Below are 19,890 nucleotides of genomic sequence, written 5' to 3' on the forward strand. Positions count from 1 at the left end.
AAACCCAGGGCAAAATAGAGCGATGGCATCAGACCATGAAGAATCGTGTTCTGCTGGAGAATTACTACCTGCCCGGTCATCTCGAGCGACAGATCGGGGACTTCGTCGACTACTACAATAACCAGCGCTACCACGAGAGCCTGAAAAACGTCACACCCGCTGACGTCTACTTTGGCCGGGACAAGGCCATTCTGAGAGAAAGGGAAAAGATCAAGAACCTGACGATCCGACAGCGCCGCTTGCAACATCAAAAACAAGCAGCATAATCAATCACACAACCGAACCAGAGCCTCCAATGTTCAAGCCGCTCTGATGTCCCATTTTATATGACGACGGACAGATCCGACCTGCTTCGTCTTCAAGTTTATCAAGTTGAGTGGTCATGGGTCGGGTAATGCTCTCGTGCAATAAGGGGATGTGGTTGGAGAGGCTCACCAGGAGTTGGCTTTCAGGTAATCAAGATTCACCTCCGGCAGGATGTCCGCCATTTCAGTGATTTCGGCCAGTTGCAGCAGATCAACCTGCACCACCTTGGACTTGTTCAACAGAATGGTCCGGTCTCGCAGCGTGAACGGGATGAAGGACCGTTCATCGCAAAGAACGTCGAGAATCCGTTGGCTCTGAGTGACATGGATTCCGCCAAATTGCTGACTGCCGTCTTCGAGAGTCGCTTTGACCGGAACGCAGTACTTGGGGTATTTCATGATAGTTCCTCGCAAGGTTGGACATGGTCATCTGATGGAGCCGGAGGGAGAATTATCGTGGAACGCGATTCAGGGGGCAAAAGGTGAAAGGCGTACAGGATCCCGATGCCTTCAGAGAAGCCTGTGCAGTGTTCGGAGATGAGGGTGCGCTGGCCCGACTTCGCACGTTCCGCGGGGATCTGGCGGCGCATCTGTCATGGATCGGCCAAGGACAACCCGATCACGCGGATCTCCGTGATGTGGCCCACAGGACGGCGGGCCGGGCGGGGTTTCTCGGTTTTTCGGCGCTGGCGGAGGCGTCCGCCCAGCTTGATGAAGCGACGCGTCGGAACCGAGGAATCGCCGCGGCTCTTGATCGCTGGGCGGAACAGGCGCGCATTGTCGCAGAGATTCCGCCAGAAGAGATGGATCGGGACGCACCCTGAACCGCTCAATGCTCGCCATGCAGGTCTGGCGCAAAGAGGGAGGAACGGAAAGAGGATTGTTGCCGACAGATCGGTTGAAAGTTGCCATTTTCACGACGCCCCGATGGCTTGAAGCACCGCCGGCGTCGCGATCACCGCGAACAAAACCGGCAGAAAGAACAGGATCATCGGAACTGTCAGCTTGGGCGGGAGCGAAGCCGCCTTCTTCTCAGCGGCCGCCATGCGGAAGTCACGGCTTTCCTTGGCCAGAACCCGGAGCGTCTGACCAAGAGACGTGCCGTATTTCTCGGACTGAATCAGGCCGATGACGGTGGCCTTGATACTATCCAGACCCGTTCTTGTTCCGAGATTTTCGTAGGCCTGTCTACGATCTGAAAGATAGGCAAGTTCGGCTGTGGTCAGCGACATCTCCTCGGCCAGTTCCTTCGATTGCGTGCCGATTTCCTCCGCCACCTTGCGAAAGGCACTCTCGCTGCTCATACCGGATTCGACGCAAATCAGCAGAAGATCGAGCGCATCGGGCCAACTGCGACGCAGGCTGTTGTGCCGTTTCGAGATGAGATTGCGCACATACAGCTTGGGCAAGGCAAAGCCTATGGCCGCACCAGCGGACGCCACGACGGCCATGAGTGGCAGAGACAGGTCCGGTTTCAGCACGAACACGAGATAGGCGAAAGCGATGCCCGGCATCGCTATGGCAGCGATCAACCGCGAGGCGAGGTAGGCCACCAGCGGAGCTCTTCCGTGCAGGCCCGCCATCCGGAGAAGTTGCGTCGCGCCACTTTCGTCTGTCAGACGCGCCAGACTCAGCCTCTCCACGATTCCGACAAAAACCCGGTTTGGCTTCTTGGCGAAGAGAAGCGAGCGCGCGCCGCCAACAGCACCGCTCCCAGACTGTTCGCGGCGGCGTAGTTGATGTCGGTTCCCCTCAATAGTTTGAATCCGCTCAGCCAGCCGGTCGCGGGCGATCCAGGGCCAACCAACCACAAGCATGACGCCAATGGCGGACAACGCAGAAAGCGCGATGATCGCTTGCTGAATCTGCGGGTTTGTCAGTTCGAGCAGCACGTCTCGTCTCCCTTACATATCAAAGTTGATCATCTGGCGCATCACAAACACCCCGATCGACATCCAGAGGGCGCAGGCGGCGATCACCATGATGCCGAGATTGGTTTGGTAAAGAACCGCGAGATAGTCGGGACTCGTCACCTGAACCAGACCTGCCACGACTATCGGAAGCGAGCCGATGATCCCCGCCGAAGTTTTGGCCTCCGCGCTCATCGCCTTCACTTTCGCATGCAGCTGCCGCCGACCGCGCAGCACTGTTGACAGATTGCCCAATGCCTCCGTCAGGCTCCCACCCGCGCGGTTCTGGATCGCGACGACGATCGCGAGGAAACCGACTTCCTGAAGCGGAACGCGCTGTGCCAGTCGATCAACGGCTTCCTGCACGGGAATCCCCACAGACTGGTCTTCGACGACCAGCCGGAATTCGGAACGGATCGGGTCGTCGGTGTCAACTGCGACAATGGCCAGACAATCGGCCAGCGGTCGCCCCGCGCGAACGCCCCGGACAATCACGTCAATCACGTCGGGAAAGCCCGCAGCAAATGCCGCCAGACGCCGCCGCCGCAAGAACTCGATGTAGATGTGGGGCACTGCCAGTCCTGCGGCAAGTGCGACGCCGGTTGCGATGAGCAGCCCGAACATCGACGACGCGACAAACGCTCCAACGGCGACGGTCGCACTGAAAAGCCGGTAACCAAAGGGCCTCCAGCTTAGGCCAGCTTCACGCAGACGCTGTTCGAGTTCCGGCCGCAGCCGCCGCTCTCTGCGGGCCGACTGCCGCTCCTCGATCTCCTTCAATGTCTTTTCGATAGCCTTGCGACGGATCGATGCCTTCCCCCCGGAAGCAGATGTTCCGCTTTCGCTACTGACGCCGCCGAGAACCAGCGCCATCCGCCGCTTTCGCAGTGCCCGCGTCTCGATCATGTTTGTAGCAAACGTCAGCAGAAGCCCCACCGCCGCCACAACGGCAAGGGGCACGATCAGAAGTGTAAAGTCGAATTGCAGCATTTTTTGCATCCGTGCCTGATCTAGGTGGTCTTTTTTGCCGCTTCGAGTGCGCGCGACAGTCGTTCATCTTCACCGAAGTAGCGGGCGCGGTCCCAGAACGCCGGACGCCCAATGCCAGTCGACTGGTGTTCACCGATGATGCGTCCCTGGTCGTCCTCGCCCGTAACCTTGTAGAGCAAGATGTCTTGCAGGATCGGAACGTCTCCCTCCAAGCCAAGCACCTCGGTAATGTGGGTGATCCGCCGTGAACCGTCCCGCAGACGCGCCGCCTGAATGATGACATCGATGGAAGACACAGCCATCTGCTGAATCGTCTGCGACGGCAGGTCGTAGCCGCCCATCGTGATCATTGACCCTAGGCGCGAGAGCGCCTCGCGCGGGGTGTTGGCGTGCAGCGTTCCCATGGATCCGTCGTGGCCGGTATTCATCGCCTGAAGCAGATCGAACGCCTCGGGGCCGCGCACCTCGCCAACTATGATCCGCTCAGGCCGCATGCGCAGGCAGTTCTTGATCAGGTCGCGCATTGTCACTTCGCCTGTGCCTTCGACGTTGGCTGGTCGGGTTTCCAGCCGGACGACATGCGGCTGTTGCAACTGAAGCTCAGCCGAATCCTCGCATGTCACGATCCGCTCTTCAGCGCCCGCATATCGTGTGAGACAGTTGAGAAGTGTCGTCTTGCCAGACCCGGTCCCGCCCGAAATCACGACGTTACATCCGATGCGACCGATAATCTTGAGGATCTCGGCGCCGGCAGGCGTGATCGAGCCGAATTCGACGAGCTGGTCGAGCGTAAGCTTGTCTTTCTTGAACCGTCGGATCGTCAGGCTTGGGCCGTCGATCGCCAGTGGTGGCGCGATCACGTTGACGCGGCTCCCGTCAGGCAGCCGCGCGTCGCAGATCGGGCTCGATTCATCGAGGCGGCGACCGACCTGGCTGACGATGCGCTGACAGATGTTGAGAAGCTGTTCGTTATCCCGAAAACGAATGTTCGTCTGCTGAACCTTGCCGTTCACTTCAATGTAGATCAGCTTGGTTCCGTTCACCATGATGTCTGCGATGTCATCGCGCGCAAGGAGCGGCTCGAGAGGACCGTAGCCCAGAACATCGTTGCAGATTTCTTCGGTCAACTCGGTCTGTTCACTGCTGGTCAACACAGCGCGTTTGGCCGCAAGAATCTCGCTTACAACGCCGCCCACCTCGCGCCGGGCAGCCTGAAGGTTCAGGCGATTGAGTTCGGTGATGTTGATCGACTCGATCAACGCGCCGAAGATTTCCTTCTTCAGATCGATGTATTCGGCCGCCTTTTCCGACGATACCACATTCGCCACGACCGGACGGGGCGGCGTAGGCGGTTTCTGCGGCTCCGTCAGCTTAAGTGGTCGGTCGTGCGAAGGGCGATCAGGTGCGGTCGCCGCCTGCTTCTTGTCGGAAACAGGCGGAACAGCATCGAACACATTTTTCAGCGATGTTCGTTTTCCAAAGGATTTTGACACGATGTTTTCTCTTCAATAGCGGTTCGGTACGGTGCGGTTTTGCGTTCAATCAAAGCCGAGTAGTCTACGAAGCCGACCGCGCCGTCGCGTTTTGCCCCGCCCTGTCAAGCTTTGGGCGAGATCCCGTACAGATCCTTGCGCTTTGCTGCGCGGCGCTTGTTCCCGGATCGTCCGCCCGTCGGTTGCGGCGGCCCCAAACGTCGCCGGATCGAATGTGATGGTCGCGCAAGTCAGAACATCTATGCCCTTGGCGAATTTGTCCGCGGGGATTTCCTTGCGTCTGGGCATTCGGCAGGTGTTCAGTACGACTTGGGTCGGAGCATCATTGGGCCGCAGGGCGCGCAGTCGCTCCATGATCGCCCGCGCATTGCGTAGGTTCGGCAGGTCTGGTGAGGCCACGACGATCACTTCGTCCGCCAATGTCAGGGCATCGAGGCTGCCAAGGGACCAGTCGTGCGGCAGATCGAGCACAACATACGGAAACGAGGTTCGCGCGATCTCGATCAAGCGCTCGATTGCGTCCGGCGCGGTCTCGACGTCGCACAGAGCGTCATCGAAACCGGGCAGAACACTCAGGTATTTGCCGCGTCGAACGATCAGTTGATCGAGAAGTGCGGCGTCGAGCTTTTCGACATCGCCAATGTATTTCTCCAGCCCCATCACCGACTTCAGATCAAGATTCACGGCGGCCGATCCGAACCTGAAATCGAGATCGAGCAACAGTGTCGGGCTGGCCTGTTCCTCGGCAATAGTCCAGGCCACGTTCTGTGCAAGGGTTGAGGCACCGACCCCGCCATTGGCGCCAATGAAGGCAAAGACTTTCCCGAGTTTCGTCTCTGCCTCCTGCGCGAAAAGCCTCTGGACCGTTGCGACATAGGCCAAGGGCGTGATCGTGCCGACAAGATACTCGGCGATTCCGCGTTCCATCAGTGTGCGATAAAGGCCAATGTCATTCTGGGTACCGATCAAGACCACCTTGGTCTCCGGATCGCAGATCTCGGCAAGCGCATCCAGTTCCCTCAGCAACGGCTCGCCCGTGGTGGCGATCTCGATGACCAGAAGGGATGGCGTCCGTCTCGTTTCGAAGATCCTGCACACTTGGGCGATCCCGCCGTCGCTCACCTCAGTCTTGACCCGGGTCAGCCGGCGATCTCCACTCGCACGCTCGATCGCACCACGCGTTGCGGCCGTCAGGCAGAACGCGGCTGCTGACAGATGCGGAACACGGGCGCCGGAAGGCGTCTCGCGGGGGTCCTCGAGTGGTCCCTCGTTGATCAGGATTGCGGCATGTTTCATCTTCTGTTCCTTTGACTGACAGCCTCGCGGGACGAACAGGAGGGACCGACGTCAGTTGATCACGACGTCCTCTATACTGGTTCCACGGTGGATGCGGATCGTCTTGGGCGGCTCCACAACCTCCATCGAAGTCTCGCCTGGCGTCTCGTCCATCGGTCGCAACGACAGCGAAAGCGTGCCTGTCGCCTGGGCGGCTGTTACTGCTTCGGCTTGGGCTTCGGTCAACTCGAGAGTCGCCGTTTTGCCAAGGACCGTGCCGGACTCCGTGTCATTTGTCGTCTGGTCGATGGCCAGAACCCGGACGCCTCTCAGAATGGTTCTGCTGCGCGACTCGCCGCCCTCTCTGCCCCGGGACCCTTCAGTGGTGTGAAGCACGTCGACGCGGTCATTTGGCAAGATGAACCCGCCAGCCGTGCTCTGTGTGCTCGCGTGGATCCCGACCGCACGCTTTCCGGGCGAGAGCATGGCCGCCAGAAATCCACCCGGGGCCTGCGTGAGAAGGTGGTTGGCAATCGGCTCGCCGATCGAGATCGCGCGGCTGGCGAACTGGCCGGCGAACTCCTTGATGGCATCCGGCCGCGCAGAGCGTTCGATGAATGTGGTCGGCACTGCATCGGCTGGCCACTGCTGCCACGAAAATGCGTCTGCCGTTGCCTGACTGCCGCGCGGAACGTCCTGCGCCGCCACGAGAACCGCCGTCATTTCGGTGGCTACCGGGGTCGGCGCTTCGGTGACGGGTTCGGGTGCGGTTCTTTGGGCCGCGATCCAAGCAGCGCCGCCACCCGCCGCGAGGGCGATGAGCAGAATGAGTGGTCTAAGCATGTCGGTTCTCCGAGCTGCGGCGCACGAGTTCGGTCAGCCTTTCAGAATGGCCCCCGGCCGCATGAGCGCGACAGCGATAGCTGCCGCTGCGATGGTAATTCGTAACCCATCGGGTCGCGCAGGGCGGTGATCCGCCCGTTGGCAAGACGGTGCGCGCCACGTTCGCGGGTTGCGATGAGTGCCAGGTCCACCAAACGGTCGGCCCAGGCTTTCAGCGAAAGGAGCGTCGACGCCACGGCGAATCCAAGCCAAGGCCTGGCAACCGCAAGCAGCTTGACGTCGCCGCTGCCCATCCCTCCACGTGCGAACAGGGTCAGTCCGCTCACGAGAATGGTGACTCCGACAGCGGCGCCGACGGCAAGATCGATCCCTTCGGGTTGTGACAGCGCGGGTTGGCCGCGCAGCCACCGGGCAGGTGCAGGGTGAGCGCGCCTGGAACGGGTATCCGACAAGCATCACTGGCGGGGTCGAGTAGCTGTCCGCCGATGTACCAGACAGATGCGACGATCACGCAGTCCTCCTGTCTCTCGGATGTTCCTCACGGGGCGAAGTCGCATCGCCCCGTGACCGATCATTCATTAGCCGCCAGCGCCCTGCAGTTCGGTCGAGACATCCCCGAAAATGCCGCCCAGATCGGTACCGAGAGTCGTGAGAGCCGTGATAAGAGCCACGGCGACGAGAGCCGCGATCAGACCATACTCGATCGCGGTCGCGCCAGAGTCGTTGGTCTTGAAGTTCTTGATAAATTGCAGCATGGGGTGCGTTCCTTCTTCGCAAGTTTGTCCGGCAATGCCGGCAGGGCTCCGAACTCGGTTTTCGAGTATCCGAGCGCCCTGGACGTGGATCGTCTGCAATGAAGATGAGGATTCTGCCGGCCTCAAACCAGCTAGCATGGTGTCCTAGTCATCTGGTCAGGCCAATCCGCCGGGTGAGCGGCGCGCGGCATCAGCTTATGGATGCGACCCTGCCCGCCAGGGCATCTTTCACCCGTTCAACCAGCTCGTTCGTGCGAAAAGGCTTGTAGAGCATCGGAATGTCGCTGGGCACCTGCCGTTCCTTCGGCAAGGAACCGCGGGAATAGCCAGAAGTGAAGAGTATCTTGAGATCGGGATGCATCTTCTGTGCCTTCTTGGCGAGTTGGACTCCATTTACGCCCCCGGGCATGACGATATCCGTGAGCAGAAGATCGAAATCATCGTCCTTTTCCAGAAGCTCAAGGGCGCTTTTCCCGTTTTCGATCTCGACGACGCGATATCCCCTCCGGCCCAGAACCGTGGACACGAAGGAGCGGAGGTCAGCATCGTCCTCGGCGACGAGGATCCGATGTTCTCCTCTGAGATCAGTGACCTTCGGGGATTCAGTCGGCAGCGCGAGTTCCGCCTCGTGCGCAATCGGAAGACACAGCACAATGGTCGTGCCCTTGCCCGGCTCTGAATCGATGGAGGCATGACCGCCAGACTGCTTTACCATACCATATACCGAACTGAGGCCCATTCCCGTGCCGACACCGGGATCCTTGGTGGTGAAGAACGGTTCAAACGCGCGCTCTGCGACCTCTGGCGGCATCCCGCTCCCGTCGTCGATGACATCGACCTCGACAAACTCGCCGGGACCGCACTCGAAGTTCGTATCGTCATCGTGAATGCTGGTCGACCGGGTCCTGACAGTGATGCTCCCTTCCTGCTCGATTGCGGCCGACGCATTGAGGACAAGGTTGAGAAGCGCCGCTTCCAGCTTATCGGGATCGACGTATGCCACTGTCGGCGAATCGGTCAGGTCATACCGGATCTCCACGCTGGCATCGACAGCACGATCGAAAAGACGGTGCGACCGCCGGATCAGCGCGTTGATGTCGGTCGCTCGCAGTTCGAGCGGCTGGCGGCGCGAAAAGGCCAGAAGATCGCTCGAAATGCGGGCACCACGCTCGGCCGCGTCCTCGATCGACTGGAGTAACGGGCGAAACGCCGACTCGTCGTCGATATCGTCGAGCAGAATGTCGCAGTTGCCGAGAATGATGGTGAGCAGGTTGTTGAAGTCATGCGCAATTCCCCCGGTGAGCTGCCCGACGGTTTCAAGCTTCTTGGATTGGTGCAACTGAGCGTCGAGCAAGCGCAGATCGGTCACGTCCGACATGGCCCCGACCATGCGCCGGGGGGCGCCGTCGTCTTCGCGCAATATGAATGCCTTGTCGGTCATGATTCTCCACGTGCCGTCGTGGGCACGGACCCGATACTCGCAGTGCCACGTCTGTGCGTCGCCGGTAAGCGCGGCATCGAGGCTCTCGATGATCTTCAGGCGATCGTCGGGATGGATCCGCTCCAGAATGTTCTCGATGCGCCCCTCCGGATTGTTCTCGACGTGCCACTCTGAAACTGTCCCGAAGATTGCCTCGGAATTGTCGCTGTTCCATATGATGCCCGTGAGCATGTCCCAGTCCCAGATGATGTCCTGACTTGCCAGGCTGGCGAGGCGGAACTGCTCTTCGCGGGCAAGCAGACGTTCCTCATCTTCCCGTCGCTCGGTCGTGTCTCTCTGGACAGACACGAAATGCGTGCACTCGCCCGCGGCATCGAACAGCGGGTTGACGTCGATCTCGGTGGTGAAGCTGCTTCCGTCCTTGCGGTAATTGGTCAGTTCCGTGCGGATACTCTGGCGTGCCTGAAGAGCGGTGCGGATCTCGTCCAGACGCTCCCTTTCTGTATCCGGCCCTTGCAGCATGCGCGGCGTCGCGCCGAGAATCTCGTCCTGCGAGTAGCCCGTCGTGGTCGTGAACGCCTCGTTGACGAAGACGACCCGTGGGCCGGGAAGATCCAGTGTCTTTGCATCCGTGATCATTACCACATCTTTCAGCCGAGACATGGCGGCGTCGAGCAGGCGCAAACGCACGCGGGTCTCCCGTTCTCCGGTCACGTCGTTGAAATAGATGGCGACACCCGCCGGCGTCGGGTGAATCTTGACCTTGATCCACTGATCGGGTGTGTCAATCTCACCCTCGAATGTCTGGATCTCGCCCGTTTCCAGCGCGTCGCTGATCAACTGTCCGAACTGCGTTCCGACGGCCTTGTGAAGATCCTGCCAGATGTTGCCGCCGACGAGGTCGAGGTCCGGCACGCCCAGAATGCCGTGCGCTTTGCGGTTCATATACTGGATCGTGCCGTCGCGGGCGTGAATGACAAAGCCATCGCCCAGTGAGTCAAGGATCGTCTGGAGAAGCGCCTGAGCCTCGTCCTTGGCGCGCTGCGCACCCACCGACTCCCCGACATCCTGAAGGGCACCGTAGACTCCGACGATCTCACCGGACTGATCGCGTTCTGCCTCACCGATCACCCGCAGCCACGTCTCCTTGCCATCCAGTCTGCGGAATCTGGCAATCTCGTCAAAGCGGGTTCCCGCCCCGACGCAGGTCCAGAAGCCTTGCTCGATCCGCTTGCGGTCATTCTCATCCTCAAAACGGGCGATCTGGCCCTCGATCGTGAGAGGCTCGCCGCCGTCTGCTCCGACAAGATTGGCCTTCTCTTGCGTACCGCTCAACCTGCGGGTTGCGACCTCGTAGTGCCAACCGCCGATGCGCGCGACCTCGCCGGCCTGACGTTCGAGCCTGAGCGACCGCGCCAGCGCCGCCTCATTCCGTCGGAGATCGGTGATATCCTGAATGATGCCGGATATTCCGCCATGCGTTTCATCCGGCAGCGCCCCACTCGGTCCTGTGAGGGCACGGAAAACGCGGACATTTCCCACCGCATCGAGGGCGCGGAACTCCACGTCGGTCGTCCGGCGCTCTTGCATGGCGCGTTCCAAGGCCGCATCGAAAGCGGCGCAGTCTTCTGCCACGATCCGCTCTCGGAGGGCGTCTATCCGCACGATATCCTCCTCCTCGGGGAAACCAAGGATCGCCCGCATATGCGGCATCGTGCGGACCGATTTCAGATCCGGCAACAGCGTCCATGTGCCGAGATTGGCAAGTTCGCAGGCCTGTTCCAGTGTCGCCGCTTGCGCTTCAAGCTGCGCATTCATTTCATCGAACCTCTCTTCGAGGCGTCGCAGATCGTGCAAGACACCGCTCATTCGCGCGCCTTCGCCCCCCTCTTCCCGGGGTGCGGCGTCGAGCATACGCCGGACCGCACGATGCAGTCGCTGCAAGACGATAAGCGACACGGCGAGGGCGAACAAAAGCGCCGCAAGCGCCAGCGCAGCAAACATCGGCATCTCTGTCATCGGAACACTCTCTCTGGCGTTGCCGTGAAAACATGGAGGGGTCCGTATCCGTGTACACAATAACGAACAAACACGTTCCGGACGACTCCTGCGAGTACAATCTGAACGATTCCATCAGGCGCAGGCCCGTCGTGACCCGCACGGATGGCCTGAACCACGGACGCGGACAACAAGAAGGCCAAGGGCTGCGATCGTTTTTCAAGCTTCATGGCATTTCCATCGACCTCCGCCCCGGCGCGGTACCTTGCAAGAGGATCGCATTCGGTTGTTCGACGCTGGAGCCGGCTCTCTATTTCGACACGAACGAGTTCGAACCTTGATGACCGCTGCGAGAGTTCTGTGGTGTCGCGTCGATCACGCGCCGATGATAACGCCCGAGATAGCTCCCTGAAAGCATGACAAGACCACTCTTCAATGTGCGATCCAACCAGTGGTTTCTTGTAGCAGACTTGCCCGACGCGGGCGAGCGCCGAATGGGTCGGATTGGCGATACCACTTGATTTCGCCGCTTTGAACCTCCAACTTTAGAAACCCGCGAAAAGACTTGAGAAAGTCTCAATCAGATCTGAGCCCCCATGACGAAGCAGAGCACATTGTCGACGCTAACGCCCGTCATCGTCATTGATGATGACGAGTTTTTCCGCGTTGCCATCGAAACTGTATTGCGCAAACGGTTCGGGGTTGAAACCGTCATCGCCTGCGCGACGGTGCAGGACGCTATCGACCAGATTTCCAAAGGGACCAGTTTCGGCCTCGGCCTCGTTGATCTGAACATGCCCGGGATCGACAATCGAGAGCTTCTGGACACCTTGAAGGCCGCACAACCGGAGATCCGCCTCGTGGTGCTATCAGCCTCCAGATCCCAGGAGGACATCCTGATGGCGCTCTCGGCTGGTGCCCAGGGTTTTATCAACAAGGGCTTGGGTATCAGCGAAGCAGAGGTGGCAATCCGGCAGATTGCCGGAGGGGCGGTTTACGTCCCTCCCTTCACACCGCAATCGGGAGTTGCGGCGGTGGCGCGTGAAGCCGGGGACGAGCGCTCTGCTGTCACTCTTACCGCGCTGACGCCGCGCCAGTTGGAAGTGCTTCGTCTTCTGGTTGCGGGGCAACCGAACAAGGGAATCGCGCGGGCACTTGGTATCAATCCCAGCACCGTCAAGTTTCATCTTTCCTTCATTTTCCAGATTCTCGGGGCTTCGAACCGCGTCGAGGCTGCTATTCTTGGCGCACAGATCCTCAAGAATTACGGCGAGTGACATCCACCGCAAAGCGCTTCAGCTGCGCGCTGACGGCCCTGGCATCCAGACCTTCACAGCAGACGAGACAGCCGGGCCACGAGATCGCGTCGGCGATAAGGTTTCGGCAGGAGTTCGACATCTAGCGGCATATCCTGTCCGGCAACCTGCAGTGAACCGGGATCGCCCGACGTAAGAAGCACACGAAGATCGGGCCGGATGGCAAGGGCCTGGAGCGCGAGTTGTGCCCCGTTCGACGTCTTTCCAAGTCGCAAGTCAATGATAGCGGCCCGAATATGCTGGTCCTGTTCCAGCCAGCGCACCGCGGCCTCAGCATCCGTCGCAGTCACGGCCGAGTGTCCCAGCGAGGTCAACACTCGCACGGTATAGTCCAACATCATTTGATCGTCGTCGACGACGAGCAGTTTCGCAGGGTCACTCATCTGGCACCCTCCATTTCAGCCGAAACGAAGAAAGCGAGGGCAATGCAAAGGGGTTTGCGAAGCTCGCGTTGGCGGCGGCGCTCTCGTTGGGCAGGATACTGGTCTGAATAATCACGTTCGGGCCTTCATTTATGGAGCCACGTAGCGGTTTCCACGCCCTCGGCGCAACCCTTGCGAATATCCTCACTCCGAAGCAAGGACGGGAAAGCAGGCTTCCACTTCGATCCAAGTCTCAGGCAGAACGGCCAGAACGCTGGTAAACTGGTGCCGGATTGCGATCTTGGCAAAGTCGGCAGCGCTATGACAGGCTGCGGACGCTTCGGGGGTTATCGTTTCGTCTTGAATTCCGATGGCCCATTGCTTGGCCTGCTCCTTGACAAAACCCACCGTTCCGCCCCGGTCCATGCTCTCGCCCGTAAAACAGGGGGCGAGGCGCAGCCCCAGACAGCGCGCGCCGGTCGATGCGGCGTCCTGCAATGCGAGCCGGGTCCAGACGTACCGGCTGATTTCGATTGACCCGCCCAGCAACAGCATGAGAGGCAGCGCGATGGCGGCGAACTCGATGGCCACGGAGCCGCGCCGGTCCGACAGAAACGCCCGGATTGCGCCGATCCCGGTCATTGCAAGCGCAGCATTGTTTGCGTCTTGACCGAGTCTCCTTCGATGAAGGCATATCCCGGAAAGATCGTGACATGGCGCGTGGTCGCGGAAATTTGCACGAACTGCCCCGAGCTGTCGCCCGAAGCGCACGGCGTTCCGCAGCTCTCGGCCCCTCCCCATTCAATACCGCTCTCTGATCGGACCGGACAATAGCATAACGCCGCATCACCCGACAGGAGCGTCACGGAGGATGTCGAGCCGTCCCATGTCGCGCTGGCACCATTGTTGACCACAACCTCGGCGGTATCCGTCGCGCCGCCTTGCATCAGCGTGACAAGTTTCTCGGCCATCGCAGCTGCGGCTTCCTGATCCCCAGGAGCCGGTTGGTTCAGCGCGTACTCCGCCACTGCCGTCAACCGCGCATCCAGCGAAAGCTTCGCATAGGTCGCACTGCCGATGTCGATCACCCCGGCAAGAACGAACATCAGGATCGGCGCGACAAGCGCGAACTCGACCGCGACACTGCCACTTTCGTTCCGTTGCAGCTTTCGCATACTGCGGACACAAAGCCAGGTCATCTCAGTATTGCCACTTGAGCGATGGTCCCAGCTCCCGAAAATTCGCAATCAGAAGCCAGTGACGCCCCGCCCGTCAACGTGATCTCGGCGCCGATGATCTGAAGGCATCCACCGTCGCCACCACTCGCGCTGGCGCCTCCGGAAAGCGTGATGGGCCCATTGGGGAAATAGGCAGCGCCTGTCACGACACCGTCGCTCGCCCCTGCCCTGAATGTCGCGCCTTCTCGACGCGAAGCATCAAGCGGGCCAACGATAGCAATATCGGCAAAGGGTCCGGTCAGCGGTGCCCTGAACTGCACGTTGCTGTAGTCGGAACTTACGCAAAACGACTGATCCCTGCACCCCCAATTCCCCGGCTCCACGCCATTGGCCGAGATCAGGAACGTCGTGTCGATTGCCTCGACGCTGACTATTTCGCCTCTGCACGACGAACTTCCGCCGCCATTCCCCCCAAGATGCATGTATCCATCGATCGCATATATGCCGGCACCGAAGCGGATCGCGCCCGAGGCAACGATCGAGCCATTGATCTCGTGAAGATCTGCCGCAGGGATCACGAGGCAACTGTTGCCACCACCGCCATCGATCCATCCCGCAACCTCGAAAACGCCATGCTCGAAGACGCTATCATCGACATCGCCCATATATAGTTGCGATCCGCCCCCCATCGAAATCGCGTCGTCGTTTGACGAAGGGCCAAAGCGGAAGCTGTTGCCTGTGCCGGTGCCAAGCGTCATGACCGCGTCGCCCTCGTTTCTGACTCCGCCGGGAAGCACGAATTCGCTGGGGCCGTTGAACATCAGTTTGCTGGTGTTGCAGATGCTGTATCGCGCGCCGTTGCAGCTCTGGTTCGAGCGGCCGATGCGATAGGTTCCCGCGCCGAATTCGGTCGTGGCGCCACCCCCAGTGTAGATACCCTGCGCCACATTGTAGGTGCCGCCGGCAAAGTCCATGTATGCGCCGCTGTTCGTGATGCGGCCGGAGATATTGTAGACAAAGCCTTGCGAGGCGCCGGGGTTGAATCGCAGCCTCAGACCACCCTCAAGCAGTACATTGCCGATGTTCACCGAAGTTTGGCCTGGGCAGGAAAACGTCCATTCGCTGTTGCTGCTGGCGAAGGTGGCGGAGCATCCAACGGCCACGGCCTGCGCCATGGTTGCGCCTTGATCCCAGCCAAAGGTGACATTCGGCCCCGCAGCGACGGTCACGCCATCGGACGGCGCAAGTGCCGCCGTCCTGCTCATCTGCTCGCGGGCCAGCTGAATTGCGTTTGATTCCGCCAACGGATCCGACGACGGTCGGCGCACGATCTGCGGTGTCGAGCCATCGGGCGCTGTGATGGTCTCGCAATTTCCCTTCACCGGACTTTTGTCTGAGTCGTAGCTCAGGGCCTTGGTGATGATACTCGCGCCGCACGTCACCGTAACCTCGGCATTGGACGCGACGCCACATTCATCTGCGTGCAAAGATGTCCCACCCGAAAGATTGATACCGCTGCCGTCCGGGTCGAGCGCCTGAATGCAGGCCGGCGCCCCTCGCATCGCACCGGCCACCGCCGATGCCACCACGTCGACACTGGCGTCACCGCCCACCAGACGCGGCAGATACAGCTGCTGCGGCGCCGTGATGGTTGCGCGAACCGCCCCCCCCGAAGCGGTCGAAAATGACAAGTCGAGCTCCACGACGATTTCATCATCGCCGAAGCCATTGAGCCGCGCGACGCCCCTGGCCGCATCGACCATCGGTCCTGTGCTACCAGTCCGAGCATATGCGACGGCACCTGCATGGGAGGCCAGATCAGCCGTACGCTGTGCCTCGGCGCGGACGACGAGGTTCTGGCCGTACTCCAGCGCCAGTCCCGCGAACCCCAGTAGTACAGGGATCGCCAGCCCGGCTATGACCGCGACCGCACCCTCCTCGCGCTTGGCAAAATCAGCAAGCGACCTGCCTGACCATACTCCTCGTGAAAGCATCGCCCCGGTCGCCGAGCCCCTTGCGGGCGAGAACGGCGTGGTGCATATTTTTCTGGAATCCAACGTCATGATTTGGTCCTACCCGGCTCGTCGGCATCTAGATGGGAACCTGCATCGCAGGAAGCAGCAGGAGTGTAGCGGACACCATCGCCGCGAAGTAGCTGTCCGGACGGTCTGGTCTTTTGGCCAGTTCTGGAATGCATCGATGTCTGCTTCGGGATATTGGTCGAAGCGTCGGAAGTTCCTGCGATTGTGTTGGCGCGACTGCCGCAGGCCACGCCCGGCCATCGTTTGCGGATATATTCTCGGGCAACCACGCAGTTCAGCCGCGCAGGACCGATATGCAGGGCGCGACTTGGCTCGGGCACGTATCTCTCACCGACCCGATTGACACACCGGCGTCACCTCAGTGTCCCGCAACAGAGTTTCGACTGGCGGCTTCAATTGCTTCGATCAGATGCGTGCGAAAGACCGGTTTGCACAAGGTCGCGTCCCCGATTGGTCGATGATCGGAATTGCGCCGCGCCGCGCTGGACAGAAGCAAAACTGGAATTCCTGGGCAAGCCGCACGAAAGTCAACCAGATCTTCAATTCCGGCATCCGATGTCGATTCCAGGTCGAATATCACCAAACCCCACTTGTCGGGCTGCATCTGTACGCTCTCAAGCATCGCCTCGCGATCCGTGGAGTGGTGAACCTCCCGACCAAGTTCGGCGAGGTTGCTCGCGATGTCGCCGCTTTGCACCATGTCAGGCGAAATCAGCGCAATCCGAAGCGACTCTTCTGCCTCTCCGCAGCTCTGGTAGGACCGCCAGATATCGGCAGTTTCATGCGGCGCAAAATCGACAACCGTGGCGACAGGCTGGGTGAAATCACGTCCGTTCGTTCGCAAGAGGCCCATGACAAGCACGACGCCGAACGACAGCATCTGCAAACAGAAGGCGATCAGCAATGTCTCTGGCAGCGGACGCCCCGCCATGAGCAGCGCCATAATGGCGATGACCGCAGTCAGACAGCTTAGCAAGAGGCCGGCAAATGCGATATTTGGCTGTCTGGGAGGAGGGAGCCTACACCTGCTGGTAACCAAAGCGGGGCTGACGCTTGTGTGTTCCTGAAGCTCGCCCGGGGCGAGCTCTGAACAACGGTTTGCCTCGGTTTGCGGAGCAGTCGCGTGCACTGCGAGATGATTGGAAAGGAAAGGCATCACCATATTCGAAATTCCGATCTGACTACTCGAAAAGTGTCTTGGGGACGTTTCATCAACCTCATGGTTTGCAGATGCACCGCAATCGCTGGGTGCCTTTGGACCGTCGCTTCGACCACTCCAGAATATTACGAGGCCCGATGGGCCGATACCATTGAGACTGATGGGCTGGCCGAACGGCTAGGTGTTCGTTCCGGCATATGTAGAGTTTGGTTGACCTTGAAACGCCTCCACTGCCTTGTTCAGGTTTTTGCGGAGGTATTCGAATAGGGATAAGCTTTGCTGCGTCTTCAGGCGGAAAGCGTGTTTACGTGCTGCAATTGGATCAGGGAATTGAAGAATTCAGCGCGGTCGCCGACTCGATCGAAGCCGTCAATGAGTTCCGGCGCGCAATCGGCAAGCGTTTCGTTGGAGAAGCCGGTATCGTGCTGGCGGCGTTCATGGTGGAGATGTTTGGAAATCGCCGCAAGACCGGGGCGGCGCACCGCCCCGGCCGATCCCATGTGACAGGGTTGATCAGGCCGCGGGCAACGCGATGGCCCGCGCCGCCACACCGTCACGGGCGCCGTAGTGGACAAGCACAGTGGCGGCGCGCTCGGCGCCCTCGCGGCCGGCCTCGGCCACCGATGCGCCTTGGGTAATGCTGCCCAGGAATCCGCTGGCATAGGCGTCGCCCGCGCCGGTGCTGTCCACAACCTGCGTCACGGGCGCGGGTTTGATGCGGTGCCGACCTGTGGCATCCGCGACGAGAGAGCCCTCGTCATGCTCGGTCACCGCAGCAATCGAGACATGATCCAGAGCCCAGTCCATGGCCAGTTCGGCGTCCGCGCGTCCGGTCAACCCGGCCAGCGCGGCGATTTCCGCCTGATTGCCGATCAGGATGTCCACGTAGCGTGACACCGCAGTCAGCATCTCGTCGCGGTTGCGCTCAACGCAGCCGGCATCGGACGGTGTCAGCGCAACCCGTGCCCCGACATCCTGCGCGGCCTGGGCCAGTGTCTCGATGACCGCGGCGCCATGCGGCGCATCCCAGAGGTAGCCCTCAACGAAAAGAATATCGAACCGCTCAGGCAGAGCGACCCGCGCCTCGAACGGCATGAGCGTCGTGGCCGCCCCCAGATGCGTGCTCATCGTGCGTTCACCATCCGGGGTGACGAGGACGACGCAACGCCCGGTGCCAAAATCACCGTCAAGCGCCACGGCGACCGGCGCCGCGATACCCATGTCGGCCATCTCTGAGCTGAAGGTGCGGCCGAGATCGTCATCGGCGATTTTACCCAGATAGGTGCCCTGCACTCCTGTTCCTGCCAGATGGGCAATGGAATTGGCGACGGAGCCGCCCGATTGGCGCACGCCCGGGCCAACTTCGTCGAACAGGGCATGGGCAGCGTCTGCATCCACCAGATGCATGCCGCCGGGGGTGAGGCCGTGCCGTTCGATCACGTCCGGCTGAACGGCGGCGACGACGTCGACGAGGGCATTGCCCACGCCAACGATATGCGGAGTTTCATCTGTCATGCGTACCTCTCAATAACGGTAGTGGCCGGGCTTGAAGGGGCCGTCGACCGACACCCCGATATAGTCGGCCTGATCGGGCAGAAGCTGGGTCAGCTTTGCCCCGACCCGCTCGAGGTGAAGCCGCGCCACCTTCTCGTCAAGATGCTTGGGCAGCACATAGACCTCGTTGTCATAGGCGTCCCCGCGCGTCCAAAGCTCGATCTGCGCCAGCGTCTGGTTGGTAAAGCTGGCCGACATCACGAACGACGGATGGCCCGTCGCATTCCCGAGGTTCAGAAGGCGCCCCTCCGACAACAGGATGATCCTGTTGCCCGACGGCAGCTCGATCATGTCCACCTGGTCCTTGATATTGGTCCATTTGTGGTTCTTGAGCGCCGCAATCTGGATCTCATTGTCGAAATGGCCGATGTTGCCGACAATCGCCATGTTCTTCATCTCGCGCATATGCTCGATGCGGATCACGTCCTTGTTGCCGGTGGTGGTGATGAAGATATCGGCGCTTGTCACCTCGTCTTCCAGCGTCGTGACCTCGAACCCGTCCATCGCCGCCTGAAGCGCGCAGATCGGATCGACCTCCGTCACCTTCACGCGCGCCCCGGCGCCGCGCAGCGACGCGGCAGAGCCCTTGCCCACGTCGCCATAGCCGCAGACAACCGCGACCTTGCCGGCCATCATCGTGTCGGTGGCCCGGCGGATACCGTCCACAAGGCTTTCCTTGCAGCCATACTTGTTGTCGAACTTCGACTTGGTCACTGAATCATTCACGTTGATCGCCGGGAACGGCAGGTGCCCCTTCTCCATCATCTGGTAAAGACGGTGAACGCCGGTGGTGGTCTCTTCGGTCACGCCCTTGATCATGTGCCGCTGCTTGATGAACCAGCCGGGCGTTTCCGCGATGCGCTTGCGGATCTGCGCGAACAGCGCCTCTTCCTCTTCGCTGGTCGGCGTGGCGATAAGATCGTCCTCGCCCTCTTCGACCCGCGCGCCCAGCAGAATGTAAAGCGTCGCGTCCCCGCCATCGTCGAGGATCATGTTCGCGCCGCCTTCCTCGAACCGGAATATGCGGTCGCAATAGTCCCAGTATTCCTCCAGCGTCTCGCCCTTGATCGCGAAGACCGGAACGCCCGTTGTCGCAATCGCCGCCGCCGCGTGATCCTGCGTGGAGAAGATGTTGCACGAGGCCCACCGCACGTCGGCACCCAGCGCCACAAGCGTCTCGATCAGAACGGCGGTCTGGATGGTCATGTGCAGCGATCCGGCAATCCGCGCGCCCTTCAAGGGCTTCTGCTGACCATACTCCTCGCGCAG

General features: G+C 60.5%; 20 protein-coding genes. 3 read left to right on the forward strand and 17 right to left on the reverse strand.

The genetic code is table 11. From position 1 onward, the window contains the following. The coding region (locus BMW66_RS17805; RefSeq protein ID WP_139196238.1) for an integrase core domain-containing protein at positions 1 to 266 on the forward strand (266 nt) is incomplete at its 5' end. 165 nt (positions 267 to 431) lie between these two features. Here BMW66_RS17805 and BMW66_RS17810 read toward each other — a convergent pair. Continuing rightward, entirely contained in the window at positions 432 to 704 is a 273-nt protein-coding gene (locus BMW66_RS17810) for a hypothetical protein (RefSeq protein ID WP_093120426.1), read from the reverse strand. Positions 705 to 787: 83 nt separating this feature from the next. Here BMW66_RS17810 and BMW66_RS17815 point away from each other — a divergent pair, with 83 nt between their 5' ends. Next, positions 788 to 1,129 carry an Hpt domain-containing protein gene (locus BMW66_RS17815; protein ID WP_139196240.1) on the forward strand — a complete coding sequence of 114 codons (342 nt, stop codon included), beginning with the start codon at positions 788 to 790 and terminating at the stop codon, positions 1,127 to 1,129. Between the two features lie 90 nt (positions 1,130 to 1,219). Here BMW66_RS17815 and BMW66_RS17820 read toward each other — a convergent pair whose 3' ends face one another. The 8 genes from BMW66_RS17820 to BMW66_RS17855 form a co-directional block, all read right to left on the reverse strand. Then, entirely contained in the window at positions 1,220 to 2,197 is a 978-nt protein-coding gene (locus tag BMW66_RS17820; protein ID WP_217639334.1) for a type II secretion system F family protein, read from the reverse strand. A gap of 12 nt (positions 2,198 to 2,209) precedes the next feature. Beyond that, positions 2,210 to 3,121 (reverse strand): type II secretion system F family protein, encoded by a 912-nt coding sequence (locus BMW66_RS17825; protein WP_175483306.1) that lies wholly within the window; start codon positions 3,119 to 3,121, stop codon positions 2,210 to 2,212. A gap of 104 nt (positions 3,122 to 3,225) precedes the next feature. Beyond that, positions 3,226 to 4,698 carry a TadA family conjugal transfer-associated ATPase gene (locus tag BMW66_RS17830; RefSeq protein ID WP_245729542.1) on the reverse strand — a complete coding sequence of 491 codons (1,473 nt, stop codon included), beginning with the start codon at positions 4,696 to 4,698 and terminating at the stop codon, positions 3,226 to 3,228. Positions 4,699 to 4,743: 45 nt separating this feature from the next. After that, positions 4,744 to 5,994: a CpaE/TadZ family protein gene (locus BMW66_RS17835; protein WP_093120430.1), complete on the reverse strand. Its 1,251-nt coding sequence runs from the start codon at positions 5,992 to 5,994 to the stop codon at positions 4,744 to 4,746. A 51-nt stretch (positions 5,995 to 6,045) separates the two neighbouring features. Next, the gene (gene cpaB, locus BMW66_RS17840) at positions 6,046 to 6,816 is read right to left on the reverse strand and encodes a Flp pilus assembly protein CpaB (protein WP_093120432.1); all 771 of its coding nucleotides are present in this window, start codon (positions 6,814 to 6,816) and stop codon (positions 6,046 to 6,048) included. Positions 6,817 to 6,857: 41 nt separating this feature from the next. Further along, positions 6,858 to 7,268 carry a prepilin peptidase gene (locus BMW66_RS17845; RefSeq protein ID WP_093120433.1) on the reverse strand — a complete coding sequence of 137 codons (411 nt, stop codon included), beginning with the start codon at positions 7,266 to 7,268 and terminating at the stop codon, positions 6,858 to 6,860. Positions 7,269 to 7,394: 126 nt separating this feature from the next. After that, the gene (locus BMW66_RS17850; protein ID WP_093120435.1) at positions 7,395 to 7,571 is read right to left on the reverse strand and encodes a Flp family type IVb pilin; all 177 of its coding nucleotides are present in this window, start codon (positions 7,569 to 7,571) and stop codon (positions 7,395 to 7,397) included. Positions 7,572 to 7,761: 190 nt separating this feature from the next. After that, positions 7,762 to 11,031 (reverse strand): PAS domain-containing sensor histidine kinase, encoded by a 3,270-nt coding sequence (locus BMW66_RS17855; protein ID WP_093120436.1) that lies wholly within the window; start codon positions 11,029 to 11,031, stop codon positions 7,762 to 7,764. A 575-nt stretch (positions 11,032 to 11,606) separates the two neighbouring features. On the opposite strand from BMW66_RS17855, the gene BMW66_RS17860 reads away from it, so the two are divergent. After that, entirely contained in the window at positions 11,607 to 12,287 is a 681-nt protein-coding gene (locus tag BMW66_RS17860; protein WP_093120437.1) for a response regulator transcription factor, read from the forward strand. A gap of 53 nt (positions 12,288 to 12,340) precedes the next feature. Here BMW66_RS17860 and BMW66_RS17865 read toward each other — a convergent pair whose 3' ends face one another. From BMW66_RS17865 to ahcY, 8 genes are all read right to left on the reverse strand, one after another. Next, positions 12,341 to 12,709, reverse strand: a complete 369-nt coding sequence (locus BMW66_RS17865) for a response regulator (protein ID WP_093120438.1) — start codon at positions 12,707 to 12,709, stop codon at positions 12,341 to 12,343. A 183-nt stretch (positions 12,710 to 12,892) separates the two neighbouring features. Next, positions 12,893 to 13,330 carry a TadE/TadG family type IV pilus assembly protein gene (locus BMW66_RS17870; protein ID WP_175483308.1) on the reverse strand — a complete coding sequence of 146 codons (438 nt, stop codon included), beginning with the start codon at positions 13,328 to 13,330 and terminating at the stop codon, positions 12,893 to 12,895. Further along, entirely contained in the window at positions 13,327 to 13,863 is a 537-nt protein-coding gene (locus BMW66_RS17875; RefSeq protein WP_093120441.1) for a TadE/TadG family type IV pilus assembly protein, read from the reverse strand. The genes BMW66_RS17870 and BMW66_RS17875 overlap by 4 nt, the downstream gene beginning before the upstream one ends. Before the next feature lie 20 nt (positions 13,864 to 13,883). Further along, positions 13,884 to 15,929 (reverse strand): TadE/TadG family type IV pilus assembly protein, encoded by a 2,046-nt coding sequence (locus BMW66_RS17880; protein WP_093120443.1) that lies wholly within the window; start codon positions 15,927 to 15,929, stop codon positions 13,884 to 13,886. Positions 15,930 to 16,266: 337 nt separating this feature from the next. Then, entirely contained in the window at positions 16,267 to 16,851 is a 585-nt protein-coding gene (locus BMW66_RS17885; RefSeq protein ID WP_093120444.1) for an ANTAR domain-containing protein, read from the reverse strand. 503 nt (positions 16,852 to 17,354) lie between these two features. Then, the gene (locus BMW66_RS17890) at positions 17,355 to 17,567 is read right to left on the reverse strand and encodes a hypothetical protein (RefSeq protein WP_093120445.1); all 213 of its coding nucleotides are present in this window, start codon (positions 17,565 to 17,567) and stop codon (positions 17,355 to 17,357) included. A gap of 13 nt (positions 17,568 to 17,580) precedes the next feature. Further along, complete coding sequence (locus tag BMW66_RS17895) at positions 17,581 to 18,582, reverse strand: adenosine kinase (RefSeq protein WP_093120446.1); 1,002 nt, start codon at positions 18,580 to 18,582, stop codon at positions 17,581 to 17,583. A 9-nt stretch (positions 18,583 to 18,591) separates the two neighbouring features. Next, positions 18,592 to 19,890, reverse strand: a 1,299-nt coding sequence (gene ahcY / locus BMW66_RS17900; RefSeq protein ID WP_139196190.1) for an adenosylhomocysteinase, incomplete at its 5' end; no start/stop codon positions are given.

This window comes from Salinihabitans flavidus, from assembly GCF_900110425.1.
Lineage (GTDB): Bacteria > Pseudomonadota > Alphaproteobacteria > Rhodobacterales > Rhodobacteraceae > Salinihabitans > Salinihabitans flavidus.

Coding starts and splice junctions, on each gene's coding strand:
- BMW66_RS17810 (WP_093120426.1), bottom strand. CDS start 704: ATGAAATACCCCAAGTACTGCGTTCCGGTCAAAGCGACTCTCGAAGAC.
- BMW66_RS17825 (WP_175483306.1), bottom strand. CDS start 3,121: ATGATCGAGACGCGGGCACTGCGAAAGCGGCGGATGGCGCTGGTTCTC.
- BMW66_RS17835 (WP_093120430.1), bottom strand. CDS start 5,994: ATGAAACATGCCGCAATCCTGATCAACGAGGGACCACTCGAGGACCCC.
- cpaB (WP_093120432.1), bottom strand. CDS start 6,816: ATGCTTAGACCACTCATTCTGCTCATCGCCCTCGCGGCGGGTGGCGGC.
- BMW66_RS17850 (WP_093120435.1), bottom strand. CDS start 7,571: ATGCTGCAATTTATCAAGAACTTCAAGACCAACGACTCTGGCGCGACC.
- BMW66_RS17855 (WP_093120436.1), bottom strand. CDS start 11,031: ATGACAGAGATGCCGATGTTTGCTGCGCTGGCGCTTGCGGCGCTTTTG.
- BMW66_RS17860 (WP_093120437.1), top strand. CDS start 11,607: ATGACGAAGCAGAGCACATTGTCGACGCTAACGCCCGTCATCGTCATT.
- BMW66_RS17865 (WP_093120438.1), bottom strand. CDS start 12,709: ATGAGTGACCCTGCGAAACTGCTCGTCGTCGACGACGATCAAATGATG.
- BMW66_RS17870 (WP_175483308.1), bottom strand. CDS start 13,330: ATGACCGGGATCGGCGCAATCCGGGCGTTTCTGTCGGACCGGCGCGGC.
- BMW66_RS17875 (WP_093120441.1), bottom strand. CDS start 13,863: ATGCGAAAGCTGCAACGGAACGAAAGTGGCAGTGTCGCGGTCGAGTTC.
- BMW66_RS17880 (WP_093120443.1), bottom strand. CDS start 15,929: ATGACGTTGGATTCCAGAAAAATATGCACCACGCCGTTCTCGCCCGCA.
- BMW66_RS17885 (WP_093120444.1), bottom strand. CDS start 16,851: ATGGCGCTGCTCATGGCGGGGCGTCCGCTGCCAGAGACATTGCTGATC.
- BMW66_RS17890 (WP_093120445.1), bottom strand. CDS start 17,567: ATGGGATCGGCCGGGGCGGTGCGCCGCCCCGGTCTTGCGGCGATTTCC.
- BMW66_RS17895 (WP_093120446.1), bottom strand. CDS start 18,582: ATGACAGATGAAACTCCGCATATCGTTGGCGTGGGCAATGCCCTCGTC.